The sequence below is a fragment of the Paenibacillus sp. FSL H8-0079 genome (assembly GCF_037991315.1).
Lineage (GTDB): Bacteria > Bacillota > Bacilli > Paenibacillales > Paenibacillaceae > Paenibacillus.
Genome location: NZ_CP150300.1, coordinates 3,086,825 through 3,102,608, shown reverse-complemented (window position 1 = coordinate 3,102,608; position 15,784 = coordinate 3,086,825). Strand labels below are relative to the sequence as shown.

The 15,784-nt window shown below is 45.2% G+C and carries 14 protein-coding genes; 2 read left to right on the top strand and 12 right to left on the bottom strand.

Annotation, left to right across the window (positions count from 1 at the left end; all coding sequences use genetic code 11):
* The first annotated feature begins 78 nt into the window (after positions 1-78).
* A complete protein-coding gene (locus MHI06_RS13870) occupies positions 79-894 on the top strand; it encodes an AraC family transcriptional regulator (protein WP_340401863.1) in 816 nt (271 codons plus the stop codon).
* Here MHI06_RS13870 and MHI06_RS13865 read toward each other — a convergent pair.
* The 9 genes from MHI06_RS13865 to MHI06_RS13825 all read right to left on the bottom strand — a co-directional run bounded on the left by MHI06_RS13865 (position 891) and on the right by MHI06_RS13825 (position 11,200).
* On the bottom strand, positions 891-1,532 hold the full coding sequence (locus MHI06_RS13865) for an HAD family hydrolase (RefSeq protein WP_340401862.1): 642 nt from the start codon (positions 1,530-1,532) through the stop codon (positions 891-893). The two genes, MHI06_RS13870 and MHI06_RS13865, sit on opposite strands and share 4 nt — an antisense overlap.
* Before the next feature lie 38 nt (positions 1,533-1,570).
* Entirely contained in the window at positions 1,571-2,164 is a 594-nt protein-coding gene (locus MHI06_RS13860) for a DUF1349 domain-containing protein (protein WP_169479569.1), read from the bottom strand.
* Positions 2,165-2,466: 302 nt separating this feature from the next.
* On the bottom strand, positions 2,467-3,711 hold the full coding sequence (locus tag MHI06_RS13855) for an MFS transporter (protein ID WP_340401861.1): 1,245 nt from the start codon (positions 3,709-3,711) through the stop codon (positions 2,467-2,469).
* 80 nt (positions 3,712-3,791) lie between these two features.
* Positions 3,792-4,823 carry an alcohol dehydrogenase catalytic domain-containing protein gene (locus MHI06_RS13850; RefSeq protein WP_017688645.1) on the bottom strand — a complete coding sequence of 344 codons (1,032 nt, stop codon included), beginning with the start codon at positions 4,821-4,823 and terminating at the stop codon, positions 3,792-3,794.
* 41 nt (positions 4,824-4,864) lie between these two features.
* Positions 4,865-6,172, bottom strand: a complete 1,308-nt coding sequence (locus tag MHI06_RS13845) for an aminotransferase class III-fold pyridoxal phosphate-dependent enzyme (RefSeq protein WP_340401860.1) — start codon at positions 6,170-6,172, stop codon at positions 4,865-4,867.
* A 37-nt stretch (positions 6,173-6,209) separates the two neighbouring features.
* Positions 6,210-7,364, bottom strand: coding sequence for a glycosyltransferase (locus tag MHI06_RS13840; RefSeq protein ID WP_340401859.1), 1,155 nt, complete (start codon positions 7,362-7,364; stop codon positions 6,210-6,212).
* Between the two features lie 351 nt (positions 7,365-7,715).
* A complete protein-coding gene (locus tag MHI06_RS13835; protein ID WP_036608234.1) occupies positions 7,716-8,282 on the bottom strand; it encodes a helix-turn-helix domain-containing protein in 567 nt (188 codons plus the stop codon).
* A 208-nt stretch (positions 8,283-8,490) separates the two neighbouring features.
* Positions 8,491-9,969 carry an Lsa family ABC-F type ribosomal protection protein gene (locus MHI06_RS13830; protein ID WP_340401858.1) on the bottom strand — a complete coding sequence of 493 codons (1,479 nt, stop codon included), beginning with the start codon at positions 9,967-9,969 and terminating at the stop codon, positions 8,491-8,493.
* Between the two features lie 391 nt (positions 9,970-10,360).
* The gene (locus MHI06_RS13825; protein WP_340401857.1) at positions 10,361-11,200 is read right to left on the bottom strand and encodes a MerR family transcriptional regulator; all 840 of its coding nucleotides are present in this window, start codon (positions 11,198-11,200) and stop codon (positions 10,361-10,363) included.
* Between the two features lie 139 nt (positions 11,201-11,339).
* On the opposite strand from MHI06_RS13825, the gene MHI06_RS13820 reads away from it, so the two are divergent.
* The gene (locus tag MHI06_RS13820) at positions 11,340-12,845 is read left to right on the top strand and encodes an MFS transporter (RefSeq protein ID WP_340401856.1); all 1,506 of its coding nucleotides are present in this window, start codon (positions 11,340-11,342) and stop codon (positions 12,843-12,845) included.
* A 154-nt stretch (positions 12,846-12,999) separates the two neighbouring features.
* Here the strand turns inward: MHI06_RS13820 and MHI06_RS13815 are convergent, their stop codons facing one another.
* The 3 genes from MHI06_RS13815 to MHI06_RS13805 form a co-directional block, all read right to left on the bottom strand.
* Positions 13,000-13,383, bottom strand: coding sequence for a hypothetical protein (locus MHI06_RS13815; RefSeq protein ID WP_340401855.1), 384 nt, complete (start codon positions 13,381-13,383; stop codon positions 13,000-13,002).
* Between the two features lie 137 nt (positions 13,384-13,520).
* A complete protein-coding gene (locus MHI06_RS13810) occupies positions 13,521-14,126 on the bottom strand; it encodes a pentapeptide repeat-containing protein (RefSeq protein WP_169479577.1) in 606 nt (201 codons plus the stop codon).
* A 200-nt stretch (positions 14,127-14,326) separates the two neighbouring features.
* Positions 14,327-15,766 carry an MFS transporter gene (locus MHI06_RS13805; RefSeq protein ID WP_340401854.1) on the bottom strand — a complete coding sequence of 480 codons (1,440 nt, stop codon included), beginning with the start codon at positions 15,764-15,766 and terminating at the stop codon, positions 14,327-14,329.
* Positions 15,767-15,784 lie beyond the last annotated feature (18 nt).

Below are 15,784 nucleotides of genomic sequence, written 5' to 3'. Positions count from 1 at the left end.
CTTTCTAGGTTTCTTTTAACGCTGTAACCACGCCACTAACGCACATGATCCTTTAACGAAAAGAGGAATAACACGACGATGCCGAAACCTAGCATGGGGAATCCACTGGATACCGATATGCCGCTCATGATTACAGGGCAAAACCAGTTGACCGTTGATGAATTGATGAATTGGAGCGACCATTCACGGGATTACAGCATTGTACAGTGCATCGGAGGAACAGGGCGAATCGCAGCAAAGAATCATGAATTTTCGATCAAAAAAGGAACCGCTCTCATTTTATTCCCGGAGGTAACTTACCGTTACCACAATCTGAGTGATTCATTACGATTTGATTGTCTGTCTTTCAATGGCTATTTATTGCCAAGGTTCTTGCATACCTTGCAGATCGGGGAGCTGCGCGCCTTCAAGCCGGATGGAATGCTTCATATCCTGTTGCATGAAATTACGTTGGCGCTGCAGTCCCGGCACAAGGATCAGATCTGGCACGTATCCGCGTTACTGTACATGCTTTTGGTCAGATTAACCATTGAAGGTGAACGCTATAGTGTTTACGAACGTTCTGATGCCCGATTAAGATTGGATGAACTCATTACTTTTATCAAACAAAATTATCATCAGGATATTTCTCTCCCCATGTTGGCTGAGCAGATGGACGTAACCGAACAGCACCTGAATCGGATATTCAAAAAAGAATTTCAAATGACTCCATTGGAGTATCTGACACGATATCGGTTGTTGAAAGCCAAGGAAATGCTCATAGAAAATGACGCCACTACCGCTCATGAAATAGCCAAAGCTGTTGGTTTCAACAGTGCCAGTTACTTTGGATCGGTGTTCAAAAAATACGAAGGGATCTCCCCTATCGAGCTACGCAAGCAGTATCTGGATTAAAGAGCCTCCATATCGATCTCGGCCAGCGAGGATAACCGCAGTTCATGCATGGCGAACTCCAGACCACGCGTTACCTCGTTAGGCACGATGATACAACGAATACCTGCTGCATTGGTTGCCTTCAAGCCATTAGGTGAATCTTCGAACACAATCGCTTCCGAAGCCTCGATCCCAAGACTCTGGAGAGCAAGAAGGTACAGTTCAGGATCCGGTTTCACTCGCTTCACATCCTCGGATGTATGAACGACTGTGAAATAATCGAAAATGCCTAATTTCTGCAAGTAACCATGCACCCAGTCCCGTGTGGAGCTGGAAGCAACCGCAAGCTGAATCCCCTTCTCCCTCGCAGACTGAAGCAATTCATACACCCCTGGAAGAATAGCGGCTTGTCCCAAATAGACTTCGTATTTCTGTTCAGAGAGCAATTTGATATGATCATGATCTATCTTTTTTTGGAGCGCCTGCTCCAGATATAGAAATGGATGAAACTCCTCAAAGGATGTGCCCACATTTTTCGACCAAAGCTCCAGACCAAGTTCCACTCCGTGCTCTTCATAAATATCGCGAAACGCATAGTACCAGGGTGTCTCTGTATCCACAATGAGTCCATCAAAATCAAATATGAATGCTTTTACCATGAACTGTTCTCCCTCCAATGATCGGCCGGGGGAGCGGATTAGAAGCGCGCGGTCAAGTCCGGTTGAGTAACGTTCACGGATAAAAAGTGACATTTACAGCCCGTTCCAGTCGGCGACTGAACAACTAATCCAGCTCGAAGTTCCCCTTGTGTCGGCATGCCGAAATAACGAATTAGTTTCCACTCATCCCCATCGGGTGAATAAAAGAATGATATGCAGCCCTCTACTTTGCGTATACGCAGATAGGGATTAGGTACGGAGACTTCCACCGAATTGCAATCATCGGATGAACCATCACGTGTGACCACTGACACGATGGTAGGTGCTTTTCCATCATACTCAAAACAAATTTTGCACCAGTTACGATCATCTGCCATCACCATCAGACATCCGGAATCATATTGATTTTTCATATCCACGGTTAACTGGGTTGTGATTTCGAAGTCCTCAGGTACAGGCATGGACAGGAATGGTGCGGTTGCACGAATGTGCTTGCCCGCAGGGTCCTGGAAAAAGTCGGTGTCCGCCTTCGCTTCCACCAGCACACCACCCTGATCCGTATAGGACCAAGTTTCGGGCTCGTTCATCCAGCTCCATTGATTCCGTGCTTCTGTTGTCATTACGTTAGTCATTTCTTAGCCTCCCAAGTTAAAATATGTTCTAGAGGTAGTTCAAAAAGTCCGCTTTTGATTACTAAGGATGCCTAGTGGCATCATCAGCATCGAATATGGCATTCAGCCGAAATAAGTGTGGGCTTACGAAGTATGTTTCCTTCGGAAACATTGCGGTTGCTCACGTAGTTTTCCTACGCTCCGCTACTCCATTTCTAGCTTCATCCCATCTTCTCGGTACTGAAAACCGCTCTTTTTGAACATGCATTTACTCATTTTTTTATGTACTACATATTCGCTCCATATACATAAAACCCCTTCTTCTACATATTTTTGTAAGGTTCTAGCACTTGGGAGTGCTTTTGCGGATCAGGCAGGAAGAACATGATGACCATAAGTACGACGTATAGACCAAGAATGACACTGAACAACAGCGTTGGATTGTGATGGTAAAGCAAACCCGTCAGATATCCGGATGGAATGGCTGTAAGCGTCATGACCGTCTGCACGGCCGAGAACATGTCGGCTTTCTCATGCGTACCCAATCGGTTCATCAGCAGGGAATCCCGGTACGTCTGCAAAATGAAATTACCCGCAGCGAGCACGATTAGCGTTAGAAACAACATCCCTATATTCCCCACAGGAATCAATAGAAACAGGATGGCCCCGGCCGTACTAAGCACGATGGAGAAACCAACATACTTTTCTTCCGAACGCCGTTTCAATCGCGGAATGATGACCAGATAGAGCAACATGACCGTTACTGCGGTCACGACCGGAATAAACGAAATGACACGGTCATCAAACTTCAACTGTTCCTTGAAGAAAATGACCTGGAAGAAATTCAGCTGCAAGATCAGATTGGACAACACGGTGATCAAAATGATCGGGAACAGTCTCCGTTTATAGAACGATTTGCCGAACAGACGCAGACTGGAACCCAAGCTCTGAAGCACGCGGGTTTTACTATGCAATCCCATAAGTTCCTTGCCGACCTCGGTCTCAACCGTGTATCGGTTACGTATGAAGAACATGGCAGTCATGAGGATGCCCCCGACAAAGTAAATGCTGGCGAGTGTTGGCACAATACCATAATTAGCAATGACCACCCCGGCAATAGGCGTTAATACCCCGGCTCCTGTAATGATCATGTTGAGAATGGCAAATACCTTCGATCGTTTATGTTCCTCCACATCCTCTATGATCAGACAGTTAAAGGCGACCGTTACAAACTTGGATGTTGCGTTCAGTAAGTAGGCGATCAGGAACAGCCAGAAGTTCTGAGAGAAGGCCCAGATGAACATGGGAACACTCCAGGCAAGCAGATCAAAGATCAGCGTTGTTCGTTTGCGCCCCAGCTTATTCGTAATGGAACCCGCGAATAGTTGAAAGATAAAGGCAAAATAAAGATTCACCGAATTGATTAAACCGATTTCAATATCCGAAAGTCCGGCTTCCTTCATATATAAAGGAGCATAGAAGAGAACGATCGTGCCCGGAATGGCCCATACCGGTTCGAGAAAAATGGAGTAGCGTGGATTCTTCGGCAAATCTTGAAGCAATTTCAATCGATATCCCTTCCTTCTGCGGTTTTCACCGCTGCGAATTCCAACTTCTCGCAGCGGCAAACCCGCTAATGTCTACATGCTTATAGGATCAGAGCTGTTTTGACCGAATTCATGGGCAATTTCTCTCCAGTATGCATGTCATAACCAATCGTTCCATTAAAGGCCTGTTCATAATCACTCAGCAGTTCCTTGGCTGTCACCATCTGTTCCAGTTCCGGGATACTTTGGGCAAATTTCAGTGCCGTACTGATCATCGAGTGATTAGCCACCGCGCCAATGATACTAATGCCATCATTAATCACGGCTGTTGATTTGAACGTTACCTCATAGCTGTCGTCATATCCCATAGGAATAATTTTTCCGCCTTTGGCAATCAGCTCAAACCCGACATGAAGCTGGTTACCAACCGCGTCCACTACAATATCAAACTTTTTGTTATTATTGATCTCGTATACTTTATCCAGTGTCAGATCCTGAGGATAGAACACATGATCCGCGATCCCCGAAGCGAACTCTTTGCGGTATGGATCAACTTCCGTGCCTACGGTAAGCCTTGCCAATCGTTTGCTAACTAGCTGACACAGGGAACCGATTGCACCAGAACCGAGGACCAGTACGGAGTCACTTGGCTTAGTCCCTGCTTTCATGAACGTCTGAAGTACACATCCCAGTGGTTCGATCATCATGGCCGTTTCCCAACTCATGGAATCCGGGATGGCATAGATATACTTTTCGTCTCCAACAAAATATTCAGCAAAGGTTCCGTGTGTCGTCATCCCTACTTGATAGTCATCAAAATTCTCACAGTAGATGAACAGTCCTTCGCGGCAATAGGAGCAGGTACCGCAAGATTGAGTGGGATCAACCAATACCCGATCACCGATCTTGAATCCACGAACTTCGTCGCCCACCTCAACGACTGTGCCCACGCCTTCATGACCGATAATTGTTCCTTTATTCGCCGGCACTTTGCCTTTGACAATATTCAGATCTGTCCCGCAGATGCCTGAACCATAGATTTTAATTTTCACCTGGTTTGGCTTTTGAATGGTTGGCTCCTCAATCTCCTGGTAAGTTACCTGTTTGAGATCCTGATATACGAGTGCTTTCATTGAATATTCCTCCTAGTCGATTGTCGATTATGATCTATGGATTAAGCTTCATACGTTTTCGAAAGTTGCATGGAATGCAGATGTTCCTGCTTCTGAATCTCTTTCCAGTCTGACAGGATCTGCAACAGCGCTTCCTCGACCCACACCAATTCTTCCCGTGTATGAGCATCGGAGAAAATAAAGTAGCCTTTGGTGAAAATGCCGAAGTGAGCCATTTTTTTCACCATGAACTCACGGAAAGGGTCGGTTTGGAAGTTATCCTCGGCCAGGGATTGAATGCAGAAGCTTGCATAGGTCCCCTTTACTTCCAATTGATCCGTCAATCCGAGTAACACAAGTTCAGATTCCAGACGATCCATGATCCGTGTTGCCGGATCACGCCAGGTCGGCCATACTTTCGCATTCTTCATTAAGCGTTCACAGGCAATCGCTGCCGCGAGCGCTGTCGTTTCGCTGGAATGGGCATTGCTGAATCTGACCTGTCCTGACAAGGACATCAGATGCTGGGGCCCCATCACAGCTGCGAGCGGTAAACCGTTTGCCATACCTTTGGAGATACAGAGCAGATCAGGCCAGATGTCATATTCTCCTGCTGTAGCCTGCTTGCCCATCCGTATGCCTGAAGTTACCTCATCGAATATGATAATGATGTCAAGGGACCGGCACAGAGTTACCACTTCCCCCAGCGCTTCCTTTTTCCACTCATTAGGACATAGAACTATACATGCGATATCCTCGGGAGATGAGGTAATCTGGGATTCAATTCGCTCTGCTGTCGGCTTGTTCACCCAGATCGTTGAACGCTCAATATCTACCGGGATGCCACGTTCTTTCGTCTGGCCGCCATAATAACCATAGGCGGACCAATCGTGCCACCCGTGATAAGCTGTCGCAATAACCTTGCTTTTGCCACTTGCAGCGCGGGCAAGACGTACTGCCCCACTCACTGCATCAGCACCACTTTTCGTGAAACGCAGTGACGGAAAGCGACCCTCGAACCGCTCCAGAATCAACTCGGCACATTCCAGTTCGATGTCGGCCGGAACCGAAAAGCTTGTCCCTTTTTTCAGCTGGTGAATGACGGTGAGTTGGACTTCATGTCTGGCATGACCCCATGATGCCGTACCCATGGCCATCTCACAATCCAGCCATTCATTACCGTCGATATCTGTGAATCGGGAATTGTAAGCCTCTGCACAACACACGGGTGTATGCCCCGGAAATAAACGTTCAGGTGCTTTGGCTAAAGTGCTGCATCCGCTCGGAATCACCTTTTCGACTTGTTCCAACCACTCCAGATTACGGGTAAATCGTACGGCACGATCCAGCGTGCTCTCTTTTTCTTTCACCTTAAGTACCTCCCTGTTTATTTTCGTTGTGAGTGAGTTACCGAACTTTGGTTCCAGGCCAGCATCCATCGTATATGCGATCCATCGTAATCACATTGCCATACAAATCGATGATCAGATCCTTGGCTCGATGAGCATGTCTCATCTCAATCCAGTAACGGTTCTCCAGCAAACGGGCGAAATTGTCCACCAAGAACAATAACCGGTTCTCACTATGAATCAGTTCCTTGCCCAGTACCTGCGGCAGCCAGATGGCTCCGTTGGAATTAAAGCGGTTTGAATAGTCCCGTACTTCGGCTACATTTGCAAATTCGGCTTCCTCCAGCTTGGTCCAGAATGTCTCGGCATCACTTCGAACCTCGGCAAGGTCAATCCCGACAATCGGCAGATGCTGGTATTCCTCTTGGCTTTCCAGCTGTGCTTTCAGATGACTGAAAACGAAGGGCCACACATCAGCTTCGATTTGACCGCCCCACTTTTTCCAGAAGCGTGCCAGATTGTTCTTACGGTTGAAGTTGCGGTGAATGCCGCTGCTGCGTTCCCAGTGATAGGCTTGAATATTTGGGTTGATGACCGTATCGTATCCGGCAGCTCGTGCCCGCATCTGATAATCGAAATCCTCGTATCCGTTAAAGAACTTCTCATCAAGGTTGCCGATCGTCTCGTAAACCTCCCGCTTCATGCCGAACATGGCGAACACCACTAGTTGAACGGAGAAGGTTTCTTTCGGGATATCATCAGGAGATGCGTTCAGGAACAGGTGTCGGCCGATGGTGTCCGCAAAAGCAATGCCACAATGCTGCACGCCTCCGGTTTGCGGATACAACAGAACGCCTCCAATCATGCCGATCGTAATATCGCTATCCAGTGTCTCTTTCATCATTGGTTGCCAGTTCGGTTGAAGAATGGTGTCGGAATCTAGGAAGAAAATGTACTCTCCCTTGGCAAGACTGAGTGCGCTATTAATCGACACGGCGCAACCGAGTGGAAAATCATGCTGAAGAATCTCGATGGTCACACCTTCTCTTACTTCTTGCTTCAGTTTATCCAGATGTTGAAAGACTGCTGAGCCGGAACCATCGTTGATGAAAATAATCTGAGTGGATGGACTTACCGTCCGGAGCAACGAATCTGTGAACAGGTTCAAAATGTTATAGTCCTGGTTGACTGGCACAATAATGGTGTAAAGCATGGAATCCCTCCTGATTTGAGTTGATGGAATGAGTACATAAGCTGATTCGAAGTACATAATTGCAGGTGTTTCTGTCCGGCCCCCTCGTTTGAAAATTTTGTCTTTATTTGGTAATGATTTGAATCTACTAGAAATTTATATCATTTTTTGTAAACTTGAAATCTTAAATTCTGAACTCTGTTAATATTTGAATATGTAAGAAAAGCAAATGTTTTATCGTTTCGCCATGCACCGCGCTACTTTGAACGCAAAAAACACCCCCAAAGAGTCTGCGTATCACACGATACGGTTGACGGTTTGCGGGTGTTCGCTTGATGGAAATCTATTGCTTTTCGTTAAATTGGCCCTGACCTAACGCTGCTTAAATCCATGATAAAACGTATCTACCACAAGCGCAGGGGCTGCTTTTCTCGCGATATGACCACTTACAACCTGCTGCCACGTCAGGAACATGATGGAATACAGCACATCAACAATCCAGGTTTTATCGAGATCGGAGCGGAAATAACCTTTCTGTTGTAACAGACCTACCGCATGCAATACAGGTTCTCTCAGTTTCAGATCGGCTCCCTCAATCTCAGGATTATAGTTGATGGTGGTGTCATGAGCCAGAAAATAAATTTTGTCGCCTAACGGAATTAGCGCTTCAATCAGCTCGGGTATGTACTTTTCACAGTGCTCCTCATCCAGTTGGATTTCTTTCATGGTCTCACTGACCACCTCAATTGCGCGTAATCCTAGATAAACCATGAGCTGTTCACGGCTTTCCACATATCGATGTAACGTAGCGATCCCGATTTTTGCAGATTCTGCAATCTCATTCATGGATGCATTTGGCTTTTCAATCAGCAATTTCGTGGCCTCGTCCAGAATGGAATGTAGTCTGGTTTGTTTGATTGTTGTCATTTCCTTTTTCATTGGTATTACACCTCTTGGCGAATTAGTCTACAATTGATCTAGTCATCCATCAAATGATTGGATGAGATTATAAAATTATAGCATATATTCTCACGATATCGCATTTTGAACGTAACAAGTCACCTCTTATATATGTACTGTAAATATAAAGCTTAAAAGCCGCCATTCGGCGGCTCTTAGCATGGTCAGCTTTTATCTTGTCCGTTGCTTACAGTTCAATGATTCTTGTCGCAATATTTGCACAAAATTCACTGTCATGCTCTACAAAAAGCAGGGTTGGAGAGTATTCCAGCAGCAAGTCTTCGATCTGCATACGTGAAATGACATCCACAAAATTGAGTGGTTCATCCCAAATGTGCAAATGAGCTCTCTCACTAAGACTTTTAGCAATGAGCACTTTCTTTTTTTGGCCTGCGCTAAATGTTGAAATATCTTTCTCCAATTGTAGTCTGGAAAAATCCAATTTTCGAAGTATCGATTTAAACAAGCTCTCATCAATCCCCTGCGTGACCGCATACTCAGATAAATAGCCTTCGAGATCGGACGTGTCCTGCGAAACATACGAGATTTTGAGCTGATGATCCTTTCGGAAAAGACCTGTATAAGCAATATCTTCACCACAGATCAGTTTAAGGATGCTTGATTTGCCAGATCCATTTTTTCCGTACAGGGCAACTCGATCCCCTTTTTCAACCGTGAAACTGATATCCTTACACACAGTATTAGACCCGTATGCTATAGACACATGTTCCAATTCGACAAGTTCATGCTTGTGAAAATCCAGCTGATGAATCTGTAGAGCTTCTGCACTCTCTATATTTTTGAGAAGTTTGGACTTTTCTTGAATCGCAGATTGCTGCCTTTGTTCAATATTTTTGGAACGTTTCATCATTTTGGCAGCCTTGTGTCCAATATATCCTTTATCCACCTTGGAACCGGAATTCCTCGTACCGTTTTTGGTTTTTTCAACTTCATGCGACCATCCACCGGTCCGTTTGGCTGAATCGGATAAACGCTTGATATCCTTTATTAATTTCTCATTACTCGCAAGTTCAAACTGATCTTGCCTTCTTTTGTTTTCCCACCAAGCGGAAAAATTCCCTTTCTGAATCTCGATGTTACTCTTATTGATGGAAAGGATATGGTCCACGCTGTGGTCCAGAAAGGAGCGATCGTGCGATACCAAAATAAATCCACGCTTGCTGCGAAGATAATTACTAACGATTTGCCTCGCATGAAGATCTAGGTGATTGGTCGGTTCATCAATGAGCAGAAACCGATTATCCTTCAGGAACAAGGCGGCCAGCATGATCTTCGTCTGTTCTCCATTGGATAAGGTATCGAAAGGCCGATATAGCACATCTTCCGACACCTTCAACAGGTTAAGTTCGCGCACAACTTGCCAGTGCAGATATTCAGGATGAATCTCGCCGATGACATCGAGGGTCATAGCTCCCTTATTCCCTACATGGAAAGGAAAATATTCAAAGCTAACATTCGCAGAGATATGTCCGCTGTATTCATATTTACCAAGCAACAGATTGAGAAAGGTCGTTTTGCCTCTGCCGTTCCTTCCGGTAAAACCCAATTTCCAATCGGAGTCCAACTGAAAACTAACATTTTCAAATATATTATCGTAACTGCCTTCATAGGCAAAGGTCAGGTTAGTAACGTTGATTAAAGACATGCATATCATCCTTTTTATGTGAAATATAAAAGTAAACTGACGGGATTTCACCATAGAACATGGCATGGATTCCCTCACTTTAATATTTGAACATAATCAGAATTTAGATTCGCTTATACAATAAGAACCCTGGCGATATACCATTCAGCGCCAAGTAGATCTATGCATAGGAGGATAAAGTGTCGGATTCTGATTAGTAATATTGTGAACCATGCCACTGTTCATGTTCGTTGACAGGTCCACATAAACATCCACAACCTCTAATTCTGTCATGACTCTATCCCCCCTTAGAAAGCTCAAAATTTAATACAGAAAACTTAACATGGAATATATTCACTGGTCAAGACACGGCAACCTCAATCACTTCATCCACGTCTTTCCGCTTCCCCCTTCAATCCACTGTATTATCAGCCTTACACACCTCTACATATATCTTGATGATGTACTCATCGGGGTTACTTTCTGCGAAATAACTGAGCAGGTCCAGTGCATACACATGTCCACAGACTTGCAGCCCCTCTTTTTCTATCTCCTCTTTCATGAGGGTATACGTCTTCGACATGCTTTCGTATGAACCTCGATGATTCATGACGGCATACATCCCTTTAGGCTTAATCCATATCGTTTCCCCTGAAATGGGAGCTTTTATTTTGTTGCCAAAGTAATCCGGATAGTATTCTCCTGCCTCATAGTGCTCCTGACGTAGGATCGTCCATACCGGAAACTCATAGTCGATCATCTGTTCATCACAATGGGTCCTGTATCCAATGAACTTACGGAAGAATTCCTTATCCCCATCCCCTTGCTCCAGTTGAACAGTAATAAAATACTCCAGCTCACATTGTTCGATATGCAGTCCTTCATGCGAAGCATCTGTGGCTTGTTTCGTCATTTCAATGGCACCACTTAGCAGCTTTTGCATGCGTTTGATTCGTTGTTGCTCCAGCTCAAGGGCCTTTAATTTCTGTTCAAACAGCTCAATTAACAATGGTGTATTCTGATTTTGAATAAACGACTTAATCTCTTGAAGTGAGCTTCCGGCCTTCTTCAGCACATGTATGACATCGAGCACATATGTTTGTTGCACACCATAATAGCGGTAGCCCTTGGCATTGGTATATTCAGGCTTTAACAGCCCAATCTCGTCATAATGAAACAGGGTATGTTTGGTCACTCCGCAGACCTTGGCAAATTCACTGGTGGTAAAGTGTTGTGCATGATGTCCAGCCATCTTTGGGTCCTCCATATACATATGTGGTCTAAGTTTTATCAATATAATTGCATTATAGTGTGTAAAGAAAAGTTTGACTATAGGGTTACCCAATAGTTTAGTCTAGAATTGTAAGTTATTCATATCGTCGGAGGGAAACATGTCAAAATTCAAACGTTGGATGATTCTTGTTATTGTCTCAAGTGCACTATTACTCATTGTGATGGATATGACCATCCTGTACACCGCTTTACCCAGCTTGACCCATGATCTCGGTGCATCAGCTTCGGAGAAATTATGGATTCTAAACGGTTACTCCCTAGTCATGGCGGGTTTGCTGCCTGCAATGGGAACGCTCGGGGACCGTCTTGGTCACAAAAAAATATTCACCCTGGGATTGCTCGTCTTTTCTGCCGCTTCTCTTGCTGCTGCCTTTTCTCCAGTACCTGCCGTACTGGTCATGAGCAGAATTCTTCTTGCCGTAGGCGCATCCATGATGATGCCAGCCACATTGTCGATCATCAGGGTTACGTTTACGAATGAACGAGAACTCGCACTCGCGATCGGCATATGGGGTTCCATTGCATCCGGTGGTGCAGGACTGGGACCGATTGTCGGCGGATTGCTTCTTCAACACTTCTGGTGGGGCTCTGTATTTCTGATTAACCTGCCGATAGCCATTATCGCGTTTGTATTCGCCTTGAAAATGATTCCTAAACATCAAGGGGATACGTCGAAAAAGTGGGATTTCACCAGTTCCATTCAGATCATGATTGCCATGGTTGGAATTATCTATTCTATCAAGGAATTCACAAGACGCGAAGGATCTCTGACACTCGCTATCATCGCTGCTGTGATCGGTGTTCTGTCCCTGATCATCTTTATTCGCCGTCAGAATAACAGTACCCACCCGCTTCTGGATCTGTCCTTATTCAAAATTCCAAGATTCAGCACCGGCTTTATTACCGCACTGGTTGGCTTGTTTGCACAAATGGGTGTGCAATATATGGTCACTCAGCGGCTTCAGCTGGTGGAAGGCATGTCACCGCTTCAAGCTGGACTATTCACCGTATCCATACCTGTTGCAGCACTCATTGCCGGACCTGTTACGGGAGCCATTATGCACCGTGTGGATGTTGTATATATCAAAAGCTTTTCTCTGTTCATCGCTGCCCTTGGCATGGGGACGTATCTGATGTATTTCAATACAGGGTTTACCGGGCAGATTCTGGGTTTGGCACTGCTTGGTGCAGGTCTTGGATCAGGCATGACCGCTGCATCCCATTCCATTATGAGTTATGCCCCACCTCACAAAGCGGGTATGGCTGCTTCCATTGAGGAAGTAGGTTATGAGCTGGGCGGAGCATCCGGTATTGCCATCATCGGAAGCATGTCGACCCTTTTCTACACACTCGCTATGAAGATTCCTGCGGGAATTAGTGTGCCAGCCAATGCGAAGGACAGTCTGGATGAAGCGCTTATCGCTGCCGAAAGTTTGCCTGCTGCGTCTGCTGAATCGCTCAAAAATGCCGCCTTTGCTGCATTTGACCAATCTTTCTTTGTCGTCATTGCAGGTGTGACCGTATTTCTGTTCATTGCTGCTCTGATCATGAGCTGGGTTGCCGTGCGCTTGAAACGAGCCCAAAAGCACAGCGTTAAAACGTAATGAAAATTCACTTTATGAAACAAAGCGAGGTATATACGAAATATGTCAAAAGAAGAGGATTAACTCAATTAAATGAACATCAAAAACCACTACCTGAGTTGTTTCAGGTAATGGTTTTTGATATGCCTGAGAACAGGCCTCCAATGGGTACACCTTACGGAACATAAGCATCCTCTACCTCAACTTTTCGTTCATTCCCCATCGTAATGTATTTCACATTAATGATATTTCCTTTCTGGAAGTGGGGAATATGTGTGATCGGGATATAAGTCTCTACAATTGTTGGAAAGGTGCGGCCGTCAACTTGGGTTACAGTTAAATCCAATCGCACGCCCGGCCTTCCATCCCTACTGGATGAAGTCTGTACAATATCATGAATTATTGCTTCTGCTGGAATTCCATCCATCAGAATGCTCTTGCGAAGGTGATGTTTCTCTTTATTGCTACGCAGCAGTTTAAATACCATAATCGTAGTGATCGTGCCTGTTATAAGCATAAAGACAATAACAGCAACAAAAGTAATTAATGTGACGGTCATAATAACCTCCTTTTATTTGAAACTTATGTTAACTACTTCTTGTTTAGATCTTTTATTCCTGCCTACTTTCTTGAATCGGAAAGCTTTAAAGTCAAAAAAGCCGCCTTAAGGGCGGCTTCCTGCTGTGTATGTTCAACTCAATCTACTTTCGCACCATAAGAGCGTACAAACAGAACGGCTTGTTCGCGATCCAAACGTACACCTTTGATATCCAGAGATTTCAGATCTATGCCCTCCAGATTGGCCCCTCTAAGATCGGCCCCTTGCAGCTTGGCTCTGCTCAAAACGGCTCTTGTAAGATCACAGTCTCTCAAATCCGCTTTGGTGAAATCCGTGTCTGTAAAGTCAGCTTCAAAGAAACGAATTCCTCGCAAATCCTGTTTGCCTAATCGGGTATGTCTCAGATTTGTATAAGACCAATCCCCGTGACTTAGTGTAATGCCATCCATTTGCGCACCTGAAAAGTCCGAGCCTGTCATCTTGCAGGAGCTGAATTTGGAAGCAAAGAGATTCGCACCACCGAAGGTGCAGTTTTCAAAAGCCGATTCCGTATGAATCGAACCATTCATCGAAGCCCCTTTGAAGTCACACTCGATAAAACGGCAGTTACTTGTTTCGATTTCTTCCATAGAAGCATTCATGAATGTACACTGTTTGAAAACACAGCTTATCAATTCTCCATATCTCAGATCGCGTCCCTCAAAATGTACTGCTTCATATTCCTGATCCTTATATTGATACACTGGTTACACCCCACATTGTATATTTCTCCGTCTTTCTTCATTAAAAGAACTTTTTATACTATACCACACCCCTGTCAAGTACCTGCTTAAACACACACAAAAGTCAAGTTACTTTTTTTAGAGGAAATCTCCGAAATATAAAGGAAAGACGCAAAAAGCATCTTTTTTCCCACACTATATTCCCTAGTAATTGTTCGTATTTATACCTTGGACTTCACCGTCGAAATGCTAACTAACAGTAATAAAATGGCCAGCCCCGCAGTGATCAGGGCAATGGTATGCAGTCCTTCAGAACGAATGGCTCCACCGAAGGTTATGCCTAGTAAACTGGTGGACAAGATACTACCAATCGAGCGGAACGTAACGTATAACCCTGAAGCGGCTCCGGTCTCTTCCGGTGATGTGACATCATACAGCGCTGTTTGCAGACCCATGTTGTTGAATCCATTGGGAATACCCAGTACGGCATTCACTACCAGAATCAATAACATGGAGCTATTTTCACCAAGCAGCAATAACAGAAGTGTACTTGCAACTAATAAAAGGTTCCCCACAATGATGGTGGTGCGATAACCAAAACGTTTATTGCATTTGACCGCAACTGAAGTCATGATCACGCCTAATCCTGCCAGAGGAAGCATGAGCAAGCCGGTTGTTTTGGGATCATATCCCTTCACTTGGTCTAACCATAGCGGAATACAGAAGAACAACGAATAGAAAACAACATTAACTCCAATATATTGAACGTAGACAAATCGGAGTCGCCGATTAGAAGTAATCATATGAATATTCATAAATGGACTTGTTGCATGCTTTTCCCACCATACAAGAACAGTACCTGTAATCAGGGAAACGATGAGCAGCCACCAGGACATGCCGTCCGACAAAGACAGCAGGAACAGCATCAGTGTTGTCAGCATGAGGACAAATAGTCCGATACCCGGGATGTCCATGCGTTTCCAAACAGGTGCAGCTACTGTTCCGTTCGCAATCGTTGCCTCTTGCACAACTTGGTCTTTAGGCAGCCATGCACGAGCAATCCACAGCGTTGCCAAGGTGATCGGGATGTTAATCCAGAAGATCGATTGCCAACCGATCGAGCCGACCAGAATACCCCCAAGTGTGGGACCGAATGCAGCCATGACATTAGCCATGATCGAAACCAGCGCCAGAGCTGAGGCAATTCGATTGGGATCATCCTTCGCTCCCTGCTGTGTGGCAGCCGCTCGCAACATGGACATGCCCGCAGGGAAAGCTACAGCACTACCCAAAGCCTGTATAATACGCATAGCCAAAAGCATGCCAAAATTCGGTGCCCACACGGCCACCACACTACTGAGTAGAACAAGCGATAGTCCACTCAGAAAGATTCGTTTCGCTCCAAAGAGATCCGAGAGCTTGCCCGCAAGTGAAGGTCCGATGGCTCCTGCCAGATAGAAACCCGATAGCAACCAGGTCACTGTTGCGAGATTCACCTGAAATTCTGTTCCGATCCTCATGAGCGCCACAGCAATCATGGATGAGTTCAATGGGTTCAGTAGCACGCCAAGTGCAACCACCCATGCAATTTTTCGAATAAGCTTATCGGAATGGGGGTTGGCATTAGGTTGGATCGAGGAATGAGTTGTTAGTCGTGTCATTGCAGAGCCTCCGTATTG